We start from the raw sequence: 17,128 nt of genomic DNA, 5'->3' as shown, positions 1-17,128 counted from the left end.
AGAAAAAACTTGGAGTGGATTTTTTTGTACGTTAATTTTTATTGCTACATTAACTTTTTTTTGTATTAATTAATACATATCATCCAAGTATCTTAATGAGGTGGTTTAATTTTTATTTATAAAAGTTAAACCACTTTTTCACAAATTGATTTACTATATTATTTATCAAAGATTATAAGTATAATTTCAGAATACCCATTTTATAAACTATATTTGCTATCGAAAATATTTCTATGGAAGAATTTGTAGTATCGGCTCGTAAATACCGTCCCCAGACATTTAAAGATGTTGTGGGTCAACAAGCGATTACCAATACTTTATTGAATGCTATAGAAACTAATCACTTGGCTTCCGCACTTTTATTTACGGGACCTCGAGGTGTTGGAAAAACAACTTGTGCTCGAATTTTAGCACGTAAAATCAATCAACCCGGTTACGACGATCCAACAGAAGAATTTGCTTTTAATGTTTTTGAATTAGATGCAGCTTCGAACAATTCTGTGGATGATATTCGGAATTTGATTGACCAAGTTCGCATCCCTCCACAAACGGGACAATATAAAGTCTACGTTATTGATGAGGTTCACATGCTTTCATCAGCGGCTTTTAATGCGTTTTTGAAAACATTAGAAGAGCCACCAAAACACGCTATTTTTATTTTAGCAACTACGGAAAAGCATAAGATTATTCCTACGATTTTATCGCGTTGTCAAATTTTCGACTTTAAACGAATTACTGTCAAAGATGCCAAAGAGCATTTGATGGAAGTTGCCAAAAGTCAAGGAATTGATTATGAAGACGATGCTTTGCATATTATAGCTCAAAAAGCGGATGGTGCAATGCGTGACGCTTTATCAATTTTTGACCGCGTTGTTTCCTATTGTGGAAAAAATTTGACGCGTCAAGCGGTTACCGAAAACTTGAATGTTTTGGATTACGAGACGTATATTCAAGTCACTGATTTGATTTTAGAAAATAACATTCCGGAAGTTTTGATTTCATTTAACGAAATTCTTTCCAAAGGATTTGACGGACATCACTTTATTGCTGGATTGGCTTCTCACTTTAGAGATTTATTGGTTTCTAAAACTCCTTCAACTTTAAAACTTCTTGAAGCTGGCGAACAAGCACAAAAAAGTTATTCTGTTCAATCTTTAAAAGCTTCACAAGAGTTTTTATTGCAAGGAATTGACTTGGCTAACAGTTGCGATTTGAAGTACAAAACAAGTCAAAATCAACGTCTGTTGGTTGAACTTTGTTTGATGCAATTGGCCTCTATCACTTTTGATGGAGAAAAAAAAAAGTTGACGGGTATATAATTCCTCCTTCTCATTTCTTTAGTCGGGTTTTAGATATTGACGTTGAAGTACCTGAAATTTTACAAGTTGAAACTCCAAAAGAGGAAGTAAAAATTGAAACTCCAACCGCTTCAACCGAAATGGTTACTGAACCTAAACCTACTCCTTCACAAGCTGAAAACATTCCGCAACAACCCAAAGTTTCGGCATTATCGCTGTCTAGTATTCGAGCAAAACGGGAGCTGGAGAAAAGCAAAAGTCGAGCAGAAAAGGAACATGTGGACTTACCCACAGAACCGTTCACGGAGACCGATATGTTAATGGTGTGGACTAAATTTGCTGAAAATAGAGGTCAAAAAGGACAAAAGATCATTGAAGCTTTGCTGTTACTCAATGACCCAAAAGTGGAAGGAACGACTATTATTCACGAGTTACCTAATGAAGGTGCAAAACTGGAATTTGAGACCGTAAAATATGATTTGACTGGTGCTTTACGAGGAAAATTACACAACCATGATATTACTATTGAAGTAATTGTTAACGAAGAAATTAGTTCTAGACGTGCTTTTACACCGCAAGATCGTTACAATCGTTTGAGCGAAATTAATCCAAATTTAGATATTCTGCGCAAATTGTTTGACTTACATATTTAAATTTTATCGTAATACATCGCCTTTATAATTCCATCTGAAAGCCCAATTTTAGGCACATAAATATTTCGTGCACCACTCCATTTCATAGCATTTAGATACACTTTTACTGCAGGAATAATTACATCGGCCCTATCTGCATTTAGTCCCAATTCTGAAATCCTTTGTTCGTATGACATTGCATTTAGACTGGCATATTGCGAATTGACATACATGTAAGAAAGCGGTTTTTCTTGTAATTTACCCGACATTTTAAACAACTTATTGATATTTCCACCAGAGCCAATCAGAGTAATTTGGTCGTATTTCTGGCTATTGGTTTTGATCCATTTTTCAATTTCTTGCCAAACGGAGTCGTGAACCATATTATTTAATAATCGAACCGTTCCTACTTTAAACGATTTAGAAACAATCATTTTTCCATCATTAAACAATGAAAATTCAGTACTTCCACCACCCACGTCAACATATAAGTAGGTTTCATCCGTTTTTAAAAGAAACTTTAAATCCGTAGAAGCTATAATTGCAGCTTCTTTTTTTCCATCGATAATTTCAATTTTAATGTCGGCTTTTTTCTTTATCAACTCCACCACATCTTTTCCATTGTACGCTTCTCGCATTGCTGAAGTAGCAAATGCCAAGTATTTTTCTACTTTATGTACTTTCATCAGTAGTTTAAACGCTTTCATCGCATCCACCATTCGTTCGATGGTTTCTTCGTGAATTTCACCAACCGTAAAAGCGTCCTGTCCCAATCGGATCGGTACCCGAACCAATGAACTCTTGCTAAATTGCGTAGGCTTTCCTTCTTCTTCAACAATATTTGAAATCAACAATCGCATGGCATTTGAGCCAATATCAATTGCTGCATATTTTTTAATAGTTAACATAGGTTCGGTAAATAGTTAATTACAGTTTTTCGGCAATGACTTCTATCTTGTCTCGGTAATAATTATACGTTTCTGCTTGTGCTCTAAAAACCGCTTTACTGCCTCGAAGACGGTATTTATTATCTAACTCTTCAGAATGAATTCGTGCCTTTACGTTTCCTTTCCATCCAATATCAAAGTTATCAATTAGCTCTTTCTGAATGGTTTTGCAATATATAGGGCAAGTTACTTCTACCCGACTGTCCAGATTACGGTTCATAAAATCGGCTGACGAAATATACACATCCGCTTCTCCATCATTACCAAAAATATAGACGCGAGAATGTTCCAAATATTTATCCACGATGCTTATTGCTTCAATATTTTCACTCATTCCTGGAATTCCTGGTATGATACTGCAAATTCCTCTTACTTGCAACTGAATTTTAACGCCTGCGCGACTCGCATCATACAATTTATCAATCATTTTGAAGTCGGATAAACTATTCATTTTCAATTTCATATATGCCGGTTTACCCAAATGCGCATTCATTATTTCTCTGTCAATCAAACGATTGAAACGAGTTCTAGTGTAATGTGGCGATACAATTAAATGCTTGTAACGGTGCAAACGATAATTGACATCAAAGAAATCAAAAATTTTAGAAACGTCTTTTAAAATTTGTTGGTGACTTGTAAAAAGCGTTACATCCGTATACACTTTTGCGGTAGATTCATTAAAATTTCCGGTAGAAATGATTCCGTATCGGTATATTTTTCCTTCTTCGCTACGTTCAATCATACAAATTTTACTGTGCACTTTTAAACCTTTAATTCCAAAAATAAGTTCAATGCCTTCCATCTGCATTTGTTCCGCATAATAAATATTACTTGCTTCATCAAAACGTGCTTGCAATTCAATTTGAACGGTTACTTTCTTACCATTCTTTGCCGCATTTATTAACGAACTAATGATTTGAGAATTTTTCGCCAAGCGATATAACGTGATTTTTATTGCCGTTACTTTTGGGTCTAAAGCGGCTTCACGCAAAAACCTTATGATGTAGGCAAATGATTGATAAGGTGCATTTACCAAATAATCCTTTACTCTAATTTTCTCTAATATGCTTCCTTCCAAAGTCAAACCTTCCACAGGCAATGGCGCGTTATTTTGATATAATAAATCATAACGACCCAAGTTGGGAAAATCCATATAGTCGCGACGGTTGTGGTATCTTCCTCCAGGAATTATACTATCTGTGGAGTCAATGTGCATTTTAGACAAAAAGAATTTCAACGTATCTTTTCCAATGGACTGATCATAAACAAACCGAACAGGCTCACCAATACGGCGGTCTTTTACGCTTGTAGCAATTTTTTCCAACATACTTTTACTCAAGTCGCTGTCAATTTCAAGTTGGGCGTCACGGGTGATTTTAATCATGTGCGCTTCCACTTTTTCATAATCGAAAATATTGAAAATTGGATTTAAGTTATACCTAATAACGTCGTCTAAAAGTATAATATATTGCTTATCATCTACTTTTGGCAACTCCACAAAACGGTTAATTGTTTTTGGGATTTCAATAATAGCATAACGAATTTCTTGCTTTGGCGTCTTGACAATATCTAAAATGGAAGCTGATTTGACTTTTGGCTTCATCACTAGTTTAATCGCTAAATAGCCCGAAGTATCTTTTAGTATCGGAAATTCAGCTAAATCATTTAAGATAATAGTAACCAACGCCGGACTCACTTTCTGAATGAAAAAATCTTTGATAAAGTTCTGTTGTTCTGCAGTAGTTTCTTTCTCATTGATGATAAACACATTCTCTTTTTCAAGCTCTTTTTCAATATTACTCAAAATACGCAAACTCTCTGATTGCTGTTGAATCACAATTTGAGTGATTTCTTTCAACAATTTTTCAGCAGAAATTCCGCCTAAAATTTTTTCACCGGAAACACCAGACAAACTCAATCGTCTGATTGCTGCAAAGCGTACTCTGAAAAACTCGTCCAAATTATTAGAGAAAATACCTAAAAAACGCAACCGATCCAATAACGGAACCGACGAATCTCCCGCTTCTTGCAAAACACGGGCATTAAAGGACAACCAACTTTTTTCTCTATCTATATACCTATTCTCTGTCATTTTATTTTAAATCTCTTGGGAAAACTACTTTTTTAGTATGTCCCTTTTCAATAGCTTCCCACGCGTCTACATCAAAATCAATTGAGACGAAACCGGATGTGGAAACATTATCTATTAGGATGTTGCCAAATTTATTAACAAAAGCAGTAATAGCCTCGTTATGTCCAAAAATTATAACACAATCATAACTATTATTACAACTTTTGATTACTTTGACCAATTCAGTTACATCAAACGTATACAATTCTTCTTTATAAATTATACTTTCTAGTGGATACGTAATATTTTGTAAAAAAATAGTTGCTGTATCTTTCGCCCTTTTTGCTGTACTGCCCCAAATAATACTCTTTTTGGGCAGAAATGATGCAATGTGCGAAGAAACCAAATGAGCATCAGCCACACCTCTGTTGGCTAACGGACGCTTTTTGTCTGTGGAAGGCGAATCCCAGCTCGATTTAGCATGCCGTATTAAAATTACGTTTTTCATTTGTTTTTACTTTAAAAAATTGATTAGAAACCTAAATTTAGCAATAATTTTGAAACAAAAAACAAAAAAATTAACATTTTTTTTGAATTAAGGTTGCAATCGATCTACTTTCCAATTGTAGTCTTCTTGTAAGTGGTATCGGATACGGTCGTGCAAGCGGTTTGGCCTTCCTTGCCAAAACTCGATCGAGACTGGTTTTACTATAAATCCACCCCAAAAGTCGGGTCTAGGAATTTCTTTACCTTCAAAATGTGCTTCCAATTCATGAAGTCGTTCTTCCAAAACCGTTCGCGAGGCTATAACTTCACTCTGATTGGACACTAATGCACCCAATTTACTTCCGTCCGGCCTACTTTCAAAATAACCGTCGGACATATTTGGCGCTACTTTTTCGGCAATTCCTTTAATTATAACTTGTCTTTCATGAGCGTGCCAGAAAAATGACAAGCAAATATGAGGATTTGCAGCAATTGCTTTTCCTTTTTCCGATTCATAATTAGTATAGAAAATAAATCCATCCTCGTTAAATCGCTTGAGCAAAACTACGCGGGCTTTGGGAAAACCGTCCAATCCAATAGTTGACACGGTCATCGCGTTGGTTTCATGTTCAGAACTATTGTCTACTTCATAAAACCACTTTTGAAACAATGCCATCGGATCTTCAGGAATCTGCGTTTCAATCAATTCATTTTTATCGTATGATTTTCTATAATCGCTTAAATCTTCCATATTCTTTTGTATACTATTCGTTCATTAAAAAATTTTAGCGCAAAGCTCGCATGGTTGTGAAACGGCAAAATGCATTACGATTATTACATTCATTTTAGATTAGTCAAACTCAAAAAACTTTCCGTCATCTGCTAATAAAATATTCTCAAAAATGGTTTGTGCTTCTTCGCGAAAAAGTTCTATTGACGGATAACGTGTTGAATAATGTCCTAAAATAAGCTGTCCCACATTTGCTTTCAATGCTATTCTAGCAGCTTGTTTGGCAGTACAATGCATTGTTTTTCCCGATAAATATTCTTCTGAATCTAAAAAAGTAGATTCGTGATACAAAACATCAACCTCTTTAATTAAAGGGACAATACTTTCGTCGTACACCGTATCCGAACAAAAAGCGTAACTTTTTGGCGCTACCGCATCAAAGGAAAGTTTACTGTTTTCAATTACTCGTCCATCATCAAGTGTAATGTCTTTTCCGTTTTTTATATTTTGAAAATAGCACTTATCAATTTCATATTCTTGAACCGCATTAATGTCCAGTTTGCGTTCGCCTATTTTCTCTTGAAATAAGAAGCCATTGGTATAAACGCGATGTTCTAACGGAATCGTAGAAACGATAACTTTATCATCCTCAAATATAACTTCGCTTTCGGTGGAAGTCAATTCGTGGAAAATCAACTTATAACTCGTCCAAGAATTGGATAATCGCAATTGTAAATTTATGATTTGTTTAATTCCTTTTGGCCCAAAAATATGCAAATCGTTCACACGACCAAGCGACATAAAAGTAGATACCAAACCAATCAAACCATAGCAGTGATCGCCATGCAAATGCGAGATAAAGATCTGATTGATTTTTGAAAACTTGATCTTATTTTTGCGCAATTGCACTTGAGTACCTTCGCCACAATCAATTAGAAACAAGCGGTTTTGCATTTCTAAAACTTGGGAAGTCGGATTGGTTATCGTTCTTGGAGTTGCTGCATAACAGCCTAATACAGTTAAGTTCAAAGTAAATTCTTTAATTAATTTAGAAAATTAGAAACCCAAATCACGCTCAATTTCTTCCATTTCAATAATATCATGCGCTTCCAAAACAGACGGGACAACCGTAAAACTATCCGGAAAAGCATTGAAATCAGTAGCAGAAACCACTATAACAAACGACTTTTTATTCTTTTTATGACTTTTGGAAATGGGCTGCAATAAAAGTATATCTTTAACTTCTACTGCTCCATAATGATGCAAATCAATCAGTAAATTTTGCGATTTGAATGTATTGATTTCAGGAGTTAATTTGGCTACAAAAGCAACCAAATCATCTTTTGAATCTTTAATAATAGTAGTATGACCTTTAGCTGAAACTTTCATTTGATAAAAATTTTTTAATAAAATAAATGAAATCTAAATGTACTGCTTTTTATTTTATTTTGGAAGCCAATAGATAAATTACCGCCATTCTCACGGCAACTCCATTTTCCACCTGGTTCAAAATAACAGACTGTTGCGAATCAGCTACGTCGGAAGAAATCTCCACACCGCGATTAATTGGACCTGGATGCATAATAACAATTTCTTTGCTTAGCGAATCCAAAAGTGCTTTATCTACACCGTATTGTTGCGCATATTCTCGTGTAGAAGGAAAATAGTTTATATCCATTCGTTCGTTTTGAACGCGTAACATATTTGCTACATCACACCATTCTAATGCTTTTCGCAAATTTGGTTCAACCGTCACACCTAATGATTCAATATACTTGGGAATCAATGTTTTTGGCCCACAAACTTTCACTTCCGCACCTTGCATTTGCAACGCATAAATATTAGAAAGTGCCACCCGTGAATGTAGAATATCACCGACAATCACGACTTTTTTACCACCAACTTCGCCTAATTTTTCTCGAATCGAATAACTGTCTAATAAACCTTGAGTAGGATGCTCATGAGCTCCATCACCAGCGTTAATAATACTTGCTTTTACATTTTGCGATAAAAAATATGCAGAACCGGGATGCGAATGCCGCATGACAACCATGTCCACTTTCATGGCAAGAATATTATTTACCGTATCAATTAACGTTTCGCCTTTCTTCACAGAAGATTGTGCGGCTGAAAAACTAATTACATCAGCTGAAAGTCGTTTTTGAGCCAATTCGAACGATAATTTTGTTCTCGTACTGTTTTCAAAAAAGATATTTGCAATCGTAATATCGCGCAAAGATGGTACTTTTTTTATGGGACGATTGATAACTTCTTTGAAATGATCGGCAGTTTCAAAAATCAGGTTGATATCATTTTCATTGATGTATTTAATTCCTAATAAATGATTTACGCTTAATTCTTTCATCTTTTATGGGTTGAATAGTGGTTTCAGTTTATCCTTTTGAGTTTAATTGGTAACCAAGTAAACGGCGTCCTCGTTCTCATGTTCTTGCCAGGAAACAATCACTTTTTCGTTATTAATTGCATCTACTTGACGGCCTCGGTAGTCCGGCTGAATTGGCAAATGTCGACTAAAACGTCTGTCAATTAAAACCAAAAGTTCAATTTCCGAAGGGCGTCCAAAAGACTGAATCGCAGTCAATGCCGATCGAATACTTCGCCCGGTATATAAAACGTCGTCAATAAAAATCACGTTTTTGCCTTCTACTAAAAAATCAATTTTAGTTTGATTGGCTTCCAAAAGTTTATCTGTTCGACGAAAGTCATCTCTAAAAAAGGTGATGTCTAAATAGCCTAAAGCGACGTCTTTAATTTGGTAATCGCTTTCCAATAAGGTCTTCAGCCTTTCGGCTAAAAATGTACCTCGCGGTTGGATTCCTATCAAAATTGTATTTGAAAAATCAAGGTGTTTTTCGATCAATTGACAGGCCAAACGATGCAGAATAATTGCGATTTCCTTCGAAGTAAGCAATATTTTTTGACTCATAATGCTGTGGTGTTTGGTGTGTAAAAGTAGTCCTTTTTTTAGAGTTGGTAAACCTCTGGTCAAAGAATCTGAAACTTTATCTCAAAATGTTGTAATAAATAAGAGATTCAAAAACCTGAAATTTGAAGTATTGTTTGATACCAAAGATTTTGTGAATAAAATTTTGATGCATTTGCACCACTTTGCGTCAAGCGAAACAATTAAATACACTAACTAAAAACAATTATTATGAAAAAGTATATAACTCGAATCAGTCTGTTCCTATTGATGTTAATCAGTTTACAAAGTTGCGAAGTTGTTGGAGGAATTTTTAAACTTGGAATGGGAGTTGGAATTTTTATTGTCATTGCCATCATTGCCGTGATCATTTACATTTTTGCAAAATTGACAAAAAAATAAATTGAACCAGCAGACATCTTTTTTAATCTTTTACCACAAATTACGCAAGTAGACACAAGTTTTGAATTTAATTTGATACTCTTCTGTGTGATTTGTGCCAAAGTAAAAGGTCAAACACTTTCTTACAAAATCACAAATTACTTCAATAACCCAAAGCAAAACAGTAACTTTGTGGGCAAAAATTCTTGAAATCGCATTGTTAAAATATGTCAGATACTGAACAATTTATTGAAGTTTTAGGGGCTCGTGTCCACAATCTTAAAAATATAGACGTTTCCATTCCTCGTGAAAAATTAGTGGTAATTACGGGACTTTCGGGTTCGGGAAAATCATCACTAGCATTTGACACGATTTATGCCGAAGGGCAAAGACGTTATGTTGAAACTTTTTCGGCCTATGCACGTCAGTTTTTAGGTGGTTTAGAACGTCCCGATGTGGATAAAATTGACGGACTTTCTCCCGTAATTGCTATAGAGCAAAAAACGACAAGTAAAAGTCCACGTTCCACAGTTGGAACCATTACGGAAATTTACGATTTTCTCCGTTTACTTTATGCGAGAGCATCAGACGCTTACAGTTACAATACAGGTGAAAAAATGGTCAGTTACAGTGACGACCAAATTTCTACCCTGATAAACGAATCATTTTCTGGAAAAAGAATTAATGTTTTGGCTCCAACAATTCGAGCAAGAAAAGGACATTATGCCGAACTTTTTCAGCAAATTGCCAAACAAGGTTTTGTAAAAGTCCGTGTGGATGGTGTGGTAAAAGACATCACTCCTGGAATGAAACTCGATCGTTATAAAACGCATGATATCGAAATTGTGATTGATAGAATTGTAGTGGATGAGCTTCCAGATACACAGAAACGTTTGTCCGAAAGTATCAATACCGCAATGAGTCATGGCGAAAATGTGTTGATGATTCTAGACCAAGACACTGATGAAATTCGGTATTTTTCACGAAATTTAATGTGTCCTACAACTGGAATTTCTTATCAAAATCCTGAACCCAATTTATTTTCATTCAATTCACCAAAAGGTGCTTGTGCAACTTGCAACGGTTTGGGAATTATCAATGAAATCAATCCTAAAAAAATAGTTCCGAATCCGAAATTATCCATCAAACAAGGTGGTTTTGCTCCTTTGGGCGAATATAAATCGTCTTGGATTTTCAAGCAATTAGAAACTATTGCAGAGAAATTTGAATTCAAATTAACCGATTCTATTTCGACCATTTCTGATGAAGCAATGGACGTTATTTTGAATGGTGGAAAAGACAAATTTACAGTTGCTTCTAAAACGCTGGGGATTACTAAAGAATACAAAATTGATTTTGAAGGAATTGCTCATTTTATTAAAAATCAATTTGATGAAAATGCTTCTACAGCCATAAAACGTTGGGCAAAAGAGTTTATGGATGAAATTCCGTGTCCCGTTTGTGAAGGTACGCGTTTGCAAAAAGAAGCTCTATATTTTAAAATCAATGAACGAAATATAGCAGAACTTTCTGCAATGGATATTTCTGAATTGACCGACTGGTTTTTAAAATTAAATAAACATTTATCTGCAAAACAAAAACGTATTGCGACTGAAGTAATTAAGGAAATAAACGACCGTCTATCGTTTTTAATGAACGTGGGATTGAATTATTTGTCGTTGAGTCGAAGTTCAAAATCACTTTCGGGTGGTGAGGCACAACGAATTCGATTAGCAACACAAATTGGTTCGCAATTGGTGGGTGTTTTGTATATTTTGGACGAACCAAGTATTGGTCTGCACCAAAGAGACAACGAGAAATTGATTCATTCTTTGGAACAATTACGTGATTTAGGGAATTCTGTTTTGGTAGTTGAACACGATAAAGATATGATTGAACGTGCCGATTACGTGATTGATATTGGCCCAAAAGCGGGAAAATTTGGTGGTGAAATCATCAGTAAAGGAACGCCGAAAGAACTTCTGAAAGAACATACGACAACTGCTCAATATTTGAATGGTGAATTGAAAATTGAAATTCCTAAGGAACGACGCAAAGGAAATGGCAATTTCATGAAATTAACGGGAGCGACAGGAAACAACCTTAAAAATGTATCTATTTCAATTCCATTGGGAACTTTAGTAGGAATTACAGGCGTTTCGGGAAGTGGAAAATCGACTTTAATAAATGAAACGTTGTATCCCATTTTGAATGCACATATATATAATGGTGTCAAAAAACCGATGCCGTACAAAAAAATTGAAGGATTAGACTTTATTGACAAAGTTATTGACATCGACCAAAGTCCAATTGGTAGAACGCCACGTTCCAATCCAGCGACGTATACCGATGTTTTTTCGGAAATTAGAAAGTTATTTACCATGACTTCTGAGAGTATGATTCGCGGTTATAAAGCCGGACGTTTTAGTTTTAATGTAAAAGGTGGACGTTGTGAAACCTGTGAAGGTTCAGGCGTTCGAACGATTGAAATGAATTTCTTACCTGATGTTTATGTCGAATGTGAAACCTGTCAAGGAAAACGTTTTAATCGCGAAACATTAGAAATTAGATACAAAGGAAAATCGATTTCTGATGTATTGAATATGACGGTGGATGAAGCGGTTCCGTTTTTTGAATTGATTCCAAAAATTTACCGAAAAGTAAAAACGATTCAGGATGTTGGATTGGGCTATATCACTTTGGGTCAACAAAGTACTACGCTTTCTGGCGGTGAAGCACAGCGAATTAAATTATCAGGTGAATTGTCTAAAAAAGATACAGGAAATACGTTTTACATTTTAGACGAACCCACAACTGGCTTGCATTTTGAAGACATTCGTGTGTTGATGGATGTGATTCAAAAATTGGTTGACAAAGGAAATACTGTTTTGATTATCGAACACAATATGGACGTGATCAAACTTGCTGATTACATTATTGACATCGGACCCGAAGGTGGAAAAGGCGGCGGAATGGTTGTTGCTAAAGGAACTCCGGAAGAAGTGGCAAAAAGTAAGAAAGGATATACTGCTGGTTTTTTGGAGAAGGAGCTTCTTTAATTAGATAATTTTTCAATTGGATGTTTTTATAATTCTAATGAAAATAAATTTTGGAAGCAATTTTTTTGTAGTTTAGTAAAAAATACAATTATGATTACCAAAGAAAAATTGAAAAAATCAATTAGTGATTTTCCAGAAGAGTTTTCTATTGACGATTTAGTTGAACGATTAATTTTGATTGAAAAAATCGAAGTGGGAAACCAACAGTCTTCGAATGGCGAAGTCATTTCTGAAAATAAACTTGAGGAAGAAATGACCAAATGGTTCGAATAAATTGGACAAAATTAGCAGTTAGCGACCTATTGAATATTTATGAATATATTTCAAAAGATTCAAAACGCTATGCTGAAATGCAAGTGGTTAGAATTAAAGTGTCAACTAAAGTTCTAGTTCTATTTCCACTATCTGGAAAGGTTGTAGCTGAAATTGACCAAAAAGAAATAAGAGAACTAATTGAAGGTAAATATCGAATCATTTACAAATTAGTATCTCCTACTCAAATTGATATTTTGACTGTTCATCATTCCGCTAGAGATTTAAGTATGAGGAAATTGTAACTGTAACGAGATAAATTTTACCTTAATGTCTTAATATGAAATTATACATCGAAAATATTCTTCCGAGAATAAAAGAGTTCAGTAACAGTTTAGATAGAAAAGAAGTATTTGTCGATATTCCTTGGATTACAATTGACGAAAATCTAGCTCAACATAAATATATTTTTAAGAGAGATGGCGAACTGGTAATGTCTTGCAATGGTCAAGTCAATATTGGAAAGTGGGAATATTTGTCAACCGCCAAAAGTTTATTAATTGATAGAAATGTGGATAAAATTCTTTTAAATCAATATTTTGTAGACCCTGCTATAATGGTTTTACAACTAGATGGACCAAATACTAATTTCCTCTTAGCAAATGAGCAGGTAATTCCAGATTTCAATGTGGAAAGCTATCTTAAGAAATTATATTATGAAAAAAAAAATATTAAAATTATTAGTTTAACAGATGGAAATGCATTTGAGTTAGAAAATTTTGAAGGAATTTACCTTGACCGTAAAGTAACCATAAATGGCGAAAATGTTGAAGATGGATTGTTCAAAAATGCAAATTATCCAAACAAATATATTATAAAAAACAGCAAAATTTTTAAGTTGCTATATGATAAGGATTACAATACTGACATAGGTTTATTAAGAGTTGAACAGGAATTTTTGTATAATACCCCAAGTACTGGAGATAATGTTTACTTAAATAACAATGCAGCTCCTGACGGCAAATATAAGGTAGGTTTCATGAATTATATTTACGTGCTTTCTGGAAAAATAACTTCAAAAAAGAATTATAATCTACATCATAAAAATTAAACACAGGATGAGAATTGAAAAAATCGATTGATTCTTAAGTAATAGACTAACTTTATTACCCCTTCCAAAATTTGAATTTATGATTAAATCAAACTTTTTACTACGTAAAGGAAAAATTCGAAATTTTAAATTGAACCAAATTTTAGAATTGGAAGAAATTATTGATGGTCAAAATGTATTTGAAAAATAAATTTAAGAACTACTATGCAAGCGAAAAGTAATAACACAACCACACTTGACCAATTTAAAGATAAACATTACGGAAAACCAGGTAATTTAAAACGTGATGAACTTGATGAAGGTTATGAAAATTTCAAAATTGGTGCAATGATTCATTCTGCTCGACTTGAAAAAGGTATGACACAAGAACAACTTGCAAAAAAAACAGGAACAACAAAATCTTATATTTCAAAAATTGAAAATAATGTAAAAGAAGCACGATTTTCAACACTTCAAAAAATTGTTGAGCTTGGTTTAGGCGGAGAATTAGAATTATCCATTAAGTTTTAAATTATAAGCTCAATTTAAATTTGAACTTGACTTTAAAATTTAAAAAATGCTGATTATCAAAATTCCCTTTTAAATCATTAACTTTGATTATTAAAATTTCATTATTATGAATACCGACACTACAATTTTAAATCATAAGCTAGAATTAATTCAATGGCTTTCGACAATTGAAGATTCTTCAATTATTGAAAAAATTATGGATTTAAGAAAAAAGGAAACAACAGATTGGTATGATGCAATTTCGGAAAGTGAAAAAAAATCTATTGAAACTGGTTTAAAAGATGCTGAATCTGGAAAATTAAATCCACATTCTAAAGCAAGAGCGTTGTATGAAAAGTGGTTATGAAATTCTTTGGACAGATAATACTTTAAAAGAACTGTCGAAAACTATACTCTATCTCGAAGAAAACTGGACTGAAAAAGAACTTCAAAATCTTGCTTCTCAACTTGAGCAAACTCTTAAATTGATTTCTCAAAATCCTTATCTATTTCAAGTATCTGATATAAAAGAAGATGTTCGTAGAGCTGTAGTTTTAACTTTGAACACGATATATTATAGAATACTTGAAGATAAAGTGGAAATTCTTTCCTTTTTCTTAAATAGACGAAATCCGAAGGAAAGGAAATTAAAATAATTAATGTGATTATGGTCAAAGTTTATTATTTACAGTCCTAATTTGAATTTAACAATAAAACGATTAGCTTTGAATAAGAGATTTTCTCCAAACCCCCAAACCCATAGCCCTGATAGCAGTGGCATCCTTTTTATTTTTTCTTTAAAAATAAAAAGATAGAACGTATAGCAGGATTAAGCTCCTGAAAAATAAAAAAAGTGCTAATTAATTTCTTATTTAAAACATTTTTTATTTTAATGCTAAAAAAAATTTTTTTTTTTACAACTTATTTTCCTGAAAAATAGGGTTTTATAAAACTTTTGACATTTGATTTACTTAATAATCAATAAATATAAAACCATATTAAGATGTACCTCGTAATTAATTGAAACTAATAAATTCAAATACTTATGAAAAAGAATCTACAATCCGCGAAATCAATCTTGCTAATTGCAATGGTTGCATTATTTACATCTTGTTCAAATGATGACGACTCTATGGCAACTGGCTCACAAATTCCAATGCCTGGCACTCCTCCTTCTGTTGAATTTACTGCATTAAGTAAGGATAATAAAATTTATTATTTTAATGCTACAAATTTAAATATGCCTACTAATAGCTATGCAATTACCGGTTTAGCACAAGGTGAAAACATTATTAGTATAGATTACCGTCCTGCAACGGGTCAATTATACGCACTGGGAACTTCAAGCAGATTATATCTTATCGATGAGAATTCTGGATTAGCGACTGCTTTAGGAACGACTGCTTTTACACCACAAATTGAAGGAACTTCATCTTCAATTGATTTTAATCCAACTGTTGACCGTGTCCGATTACTTTCAAACAATGGTCAAAATTTACGTTTACACCCAGAATTAGGAACTGTAGCTGTTATTGACGGAAGTATCAATGGTGTTGCTAATACAAAAATTGAAGCAACTGCATATACAAATAGTTTCTCTGGAGCGACTTCAACACAATTATATAATATTGATTATGCTACAGATAAATTGTATTTACAAGTTCCTCCGAATGATGGTACGCTTCAAGAAGTAGGTAGTTTAATGGTTGATTTTGACGGTTCAGGTGGTTTTGATATCATGGCCGATTCAAATTATGCAATAGCTGTAAACAATAAAGACAACGAATCTAGAATGTACTCCATTAATTTAGAAAATGGAAAAGCAAGCTGGATTGGTACTTTTACACAACAAATTATTGAAATTGCTTTTAAAACACAACCTGTTGCTTATGCTACAACTGCCGACAATACTTTATATAGAGTGAATCCTGAAACAGGAACATCAAACTCTGTTGCTTTAATAGGAATGAATGCTGACGAAAAAATTGTAGGTTTAGATTTCCGTCCTTTGAATGGTTCATTGTATGCAATTACAAATCAAAGTAGACTGCTTACCATTAATCCATCTAGCGGACAAGTTACTGCGATGTGAACTGGCTTATGGCCAATGTTATCTGGAGAAACTTTTGGATTTGACTTTAATCCTACAGTAGATAGAATTAGAGTTGTTAGTAATACCGGACAAAATTTACGTTTGCATCCAGATTTAGGAACAGTAGCCGTGACGGACGGAATGCTTAATCCAGGTACACCTTCAGTTAGTGCTGCAGCTTACACAAATAGCTTTGCACAGTCGACTACAACTCAATTATATGTAATAGATTCAAGTAATAATAATCTTTACTTACAAAGTCCACCAAACGATGGTACTTTAGTTTTAGTTGGAAATTTAGGCATCACAACAAATGCAATGAATGGATTTGACATCGGTGGAACAAGCAATGAAGCAATTGCTCTTTTAAGTGTAAATAACATGCAAGCATTTTACAAAGTAAATTTGTCAAATGGAAGTGTTTCAAAAATAGCAGACTTTAATCAGTCAATTACTGCAATGACTTTGGGATTAGGGTTCTAAACAATTATATATTTAAATAGTAATAAAGAGTTGTATTTCAGAAATGAGATACAACTCTTCTGCATTAAATAATATTGAAAATTACCTTATATCGTCTGATTTAATTTCTTAATTTAAGATTTTAAAATATTCAGACTTATTGTGTTTTAATTG

General features: G+C 33.7%; 18 protein-coding genes and 1 pseudogene. 11 read left to right on the top strand and 8 right to left on the bottom strand.

Annotated elements, in window-relative coordinates:
* Positions 1 to 233 precede the first annotated feature (233 nt).
* On the top strand, positions 234 to 1,319 hold the full coding sequence (dnaX, locus tag H602_RS0103165; RefSeq protein ID WP_026976708.1) for a DNA polymerase III subunit gamma/tau: 1,086 nt from the start codon (positions 234 to 236) through the stop codon (positions 1,317 to 1,319).
* A gap of 119 nt (positions 1,320 to 1,438) precedes the next feature.
* The gene (locus H602_RS0103160; protein ID WP_245574905.1) at positions 1,439 to 1,951 is read left to right on the top strand and encodes a DNA polymerase III subunit gamma/tau; all 513 of its coding nucleotides are present in this window, start codon (positions 1,439 to 1,441) and stop codon (positions 1,949 to 1,951) included.
* Here the strand turns inward: H602_RS0103160 and H602_RS0103155 are convergent.
* From H602_RS0103155 to pyrR, 8 genes are all read right to left on the bottom strand, one after another.
* Complete coding sequence (locus H602_RS0103155) at positions 1,948 to 2,838, bottom strand: Ppx/GppA phosphatase family protein (protein WP_026976706.1); 891 nt, start codon at positions 2,836 to 2,838, stop codon at positions 1,948 to 1,950. The two genes, H602_RS0103160 and H602_RS0103155, sit on opposite strands and share 4 nt — an antisense overlap.
* A gap of 19 nt (positions 2,839 to 2,857) precedes the next feature.
* Positions 2,858 to 4,969: a polyphosphate kinase 1 gene (ppk1, locus tag H602_RS0103150; RefSeq protein WP_026976705.1), complete on the bottom strand. Its 2,112-nt coding sequence runs from the start codon at positions 4,967 to 4,969 to the stop codon at positions 2,858 to 2,860.
* A gap of 1 nt (position 4,970) precedes the next feature.
* Complete coding sequence (locus H602_RS0103145) at positions 4,971 to 5,456, bottom strand: SixA phosphatase family protein (RefSeq protein ID WP_026976704.1); 486 nt, start codon at positions 5,454 to 5,456, stop codon at positions 4,971 to 4,973.
* An 87-nt stretch (positions 5,457 to 5,543) separates the two neighbouring features.
* Complete coding sequence (gene pdxH / locus H602_RS0103140; RefSeq protein ID WP_026976703.1) at positions 5,544 to 6,185, bottom strand: pyridoxamine 5'-phosphate oxidase; 642 nt, start codon at positions 6,183 to 6,185, stop codon at positions 5,544 to 5,546.
* 99 nt (positions 6,186 to 6,284) lie between these two features.
* Positions 6,285 to 7,193, bottom strand: a complete 909-nt coding sequence (locus H602_RS0103135; RefSeq protein WP_026976702.1) for a ribonuclease Z — start codon at positions 7,191 to 7,193, stop codon at positions 6,285 to 6,287.
* Between the two features lie 27 nt (positions 7,194 to 7,220).
* Positions 7,221 to 7,553 (bottom strand): hypothetical protein, encoded by a 333-nt coding sequence (locus H602_RS0103130; protein ID WP_026976701.1) that lies wholly within the window; start codon positions 7,551 to 7,553, stop codon positions 7,221 to 7,223.
* A 49-nt stretch (positions 7,554 to 7,602) separates the two neighbouring features.
* A complete protein-coding gene (locus H602_RS0103125) occupies positions 7,603 to 8,529 on the bottom strand; it encodes an aspartate carbamoyltransferase catalytic subunit (protein WP_026976700.1) in 927 nt (308 codons plus the stop codon).
* A gap of 42 nt (positions 8,530 to 8,571) precedes the next feature.
* Entirely contained in the window at positions 8,572 to 9,111 is a 540-nt protein-coding gene (pyrR, locus tag H602_RS0103120; protein ID WP_026976699.1) for a bifunctional pyr operon transcriptional regulator/uracil phosphoribosyltransferase PyrR, read from the bottom strand.
* A 228-nt stretch (positions 9,112 to 9,339) separates the two neighbouring features.
* On the opposite strand from pyrR, the gene H602_RS20075 reads away from it, so the two are divergent.
* The 9 genes and pseudogenes from H602_RS20075 (at position 9,340) to H602_RS20280 (ending at position 16,975) form a co-directional block, all read left to right on the top strand.
* The gene (locus H602_RS20075) at positions 9,340 to 9,510 is read left to right on the top strand and encodes a hypothetical protein (RefSeq protein ID WP_169516016.1); all 171 of its coding nucleotides are present in this window, start codon (positions 9,340 to 9,342) and stop codon (positions 9,508 to 9,510) included.
* 206 nt (positions 9,511 to 9,716) lie between these two features.
* Positions 9,717 to 12,548: an excinuclease ABC subunit UvrA gene (uvrA, locus tag H602_RS0103105; RefSeq protein ID WP_026976697.1), complete on the top strand. Its 2,832-nt coding sequence runs from the start codon at positions 9,717 to 9,719 to the stop codon at positions 12,546 to 12,548.
* Between the two features lie 90 nt (positions 12,549 to 12,638).
* Positions 12,639 to 12,821: a hypothetical protein gene (locus tag H602_RS0103100; RefSeq protein ID WP_026976696.1), complete on the top strand. Its 183-nt coding sequence runs from the start codon at positions 12,639 to 12,641 to the stop codon at positions 12,819 to 12,821.
* On the top strand, positions 12,809 to 13,105 hold the full coding sequence (locus H602_RS0103095) for a type II toxin-antitoxin system RelE/ParE family toxin (protein WP_026976695.1): 297 nt from the start codon (positions 12,809 to 12,811) through the stop codon (positions 13,103 to 13,105). Before H602_RS0103100 ends, H602_RS0103095 begins: the two co-directional genes overlap by 13 nt.
* Positions 13,106 to 13,140: 35 nt before the next feature.
* The gene (locus H602_RS0103090) at positions 13,141 to 13,911 is read left to right on the top strand and encodes a hypothetical protein (RefSeq protein WP_026976694.1); all 771 of its coding nucleotides are present in this window, start codon (positions 13,141 to 13,143) and stop codon (positions 13,909 to 13,911) included.
* 204 nt (positions 13,912 to 14,115) lie between these two features.
* Complete coding sequence (locus tag H602_RS0103080) at positions 14,116 to 14,421, top strand: helix-turn-helix domain-containing protein (RefSeq protein WP_026976693.1); 306 nt, start codon at positions 14,116 to 14,118, stop codon at positions 14,419 to 14,421.
* 106 nt (positions 14,422 to 14,527) lie between these two features.
* Positions 14,528 to 14,767 (top strand): hypothetical protein, encoded by a 240-nt coding sequence (locus H602_RS0103075; RefSeq protein ID WP_035758815.1) that lies wholly within the window; start codon positions 14,528 to 14,530, stop codon positions 14,765 to 14,767.
* Positions 14,751 to 15,056: a type II toxin-antitoxin system RelE/ParE family toxin gene (locus tag H602_RS0103070; protein WP_026976691.1), complete on the top strand. Its 306-nt coding sequence runs from the start codon at positions 14,751 to 14,753 to the stop codon at positions 15,054 to 15,056. Before H602_RS0103075 ends, H602_RS0103070 begins: the two co-directional genes overlap by 17 nt.
* Before the next feature lie 389 nt (positions 15,057 to 15,445).
* A pseudogene (locus tag H602_RS20280) lies at positions 15,446 to 16,975 on the top strand (DUF4394 domain-containing protein).
* Positions 16,976 to 17,128: the final 153 nt, after the last annotated feature.

The organism is Flavobacterium tegetincola DSM 22377 (assembly GCF_000425485.1).
Lineage (GTDB): Bacteria > Bacteroidota > Bacteroidia > Flavobacteriales > Flavobacteriaceae > Flavobacterium > Flavobacterium tegetincola.
The sequence above is the reverse complement of the archived record's forward strand: the minus strand, read 5'-3'. Positions and strand labels throughout refer to the sequence as shown.

Coding starts and splice junctions, on each gene's coding strand:
- H602_RS0103090 (WP_026976694.1), top strand. CDS start 13,141: ATGAAATTATACATCGAAAATATTCTTCCGAGAATAAAAGAGTTCAGT.
- pdxH (WP_026976703.1), bottom strand. CDS start 6,185: ATGGAAGATTTAAGCGATTATAGAAAATCATACGATAAAAATGAATTG.
- H602_RS20075 (WP_169516016.1), top strand. CDS start 9,340: ATGAAAAAGTATATAACTCGAATCAGTCTGTTCCTATTGATGTTAATC.
- H602_RS0103070 (WP_026976691.1), top strand. CDS start 14,751: ATGAAAAGTGGTTATGAAATTCTTTGGACAGATAATACTTTAAAAGAA.
- H602_RS0103130 (WP_026976701.1), bottom strand. CDS start 7,553: ATGAAAGTTTCAGCTAAAGGTCATACTACTATTATTAAAGATTCAAAA.
- H602_RS0103080 (WP_026976693.1), top strand. CDS start 14,116: ATGCAAGCGAAAAGTAATAACACAACCACACTTGACCAATTTAAAGAT.
- H602_RS0103155 (WP_026976706.1), bottom strand. CDS start 2,838: ATGTTAACTATTAAAAAATATGCAGCAATTGATATTGGCTCAAATGCC.
- dnaX (WP_026976708.1), top strand. CDS start 234: ATGGAAGAATTTGTAGTATCGGCTCGTAAATACCGTCCCCAGACATTT.
- H602_RS0103075 (WP_035758815.1), top strand. CDS start 14,528: ATGAATACCGACACTACAATTTTAAATCATAAGCTAGAATTAATTCAA.
- pyrR (WP_026976699.1), bottom strand. CDS start 9,111: ATGAGTCAAAAAATATTGCTTACTTCGAAGGAAATCGCAATTATTCTG.
- H602_RS0103095 (WP_026976695.1), top strand. CDS start 12,809: ATGGTTCGAATAAATTGGACAAAATTAGCAGTTAGCGACCTATTGAAT.
- H602_RS0103125 (WP_026976700.1), bottom strand. CDS start 8,529: ATGAAAGAATTAAGCGTAAATCATTTATTAGGAATTAAATACATCAAT.
- H602_RS0103100 (WP_026976696.1), top strand. CDS start 12,639: ATGATTACCAAAGAAAAATTGAAAAAATCAATTAGTGATTTTCCAGAA.
- H602_RS0103160 (WP_245574905.1), top strand. CDS start 1,439: ATGGTTACTGAACCTAAACCTACTCCTTCACAAGCTGAAAACATTCCG.
- uvrA (WP_026976697.1), top strand. CDS start 9,717: ATGTCAGATACTGAACAATTTATTGAAGTTTTAGGGGCTCGTGTCCAC.
- H602_RS0103145 (WP_026976704.1), bottom strand. CDS start 5,456: ATGAAAAACGTAATTTTAATACGGCATGCTAAATCGAGCTGGGATTCG.
- ppk1 (WP_026976705.1), bottom strand. CDS start 4,969: ATGACAGAGAATAGGTATATAGATAGAGAAAAAAGTTGGTTGTCCTTT.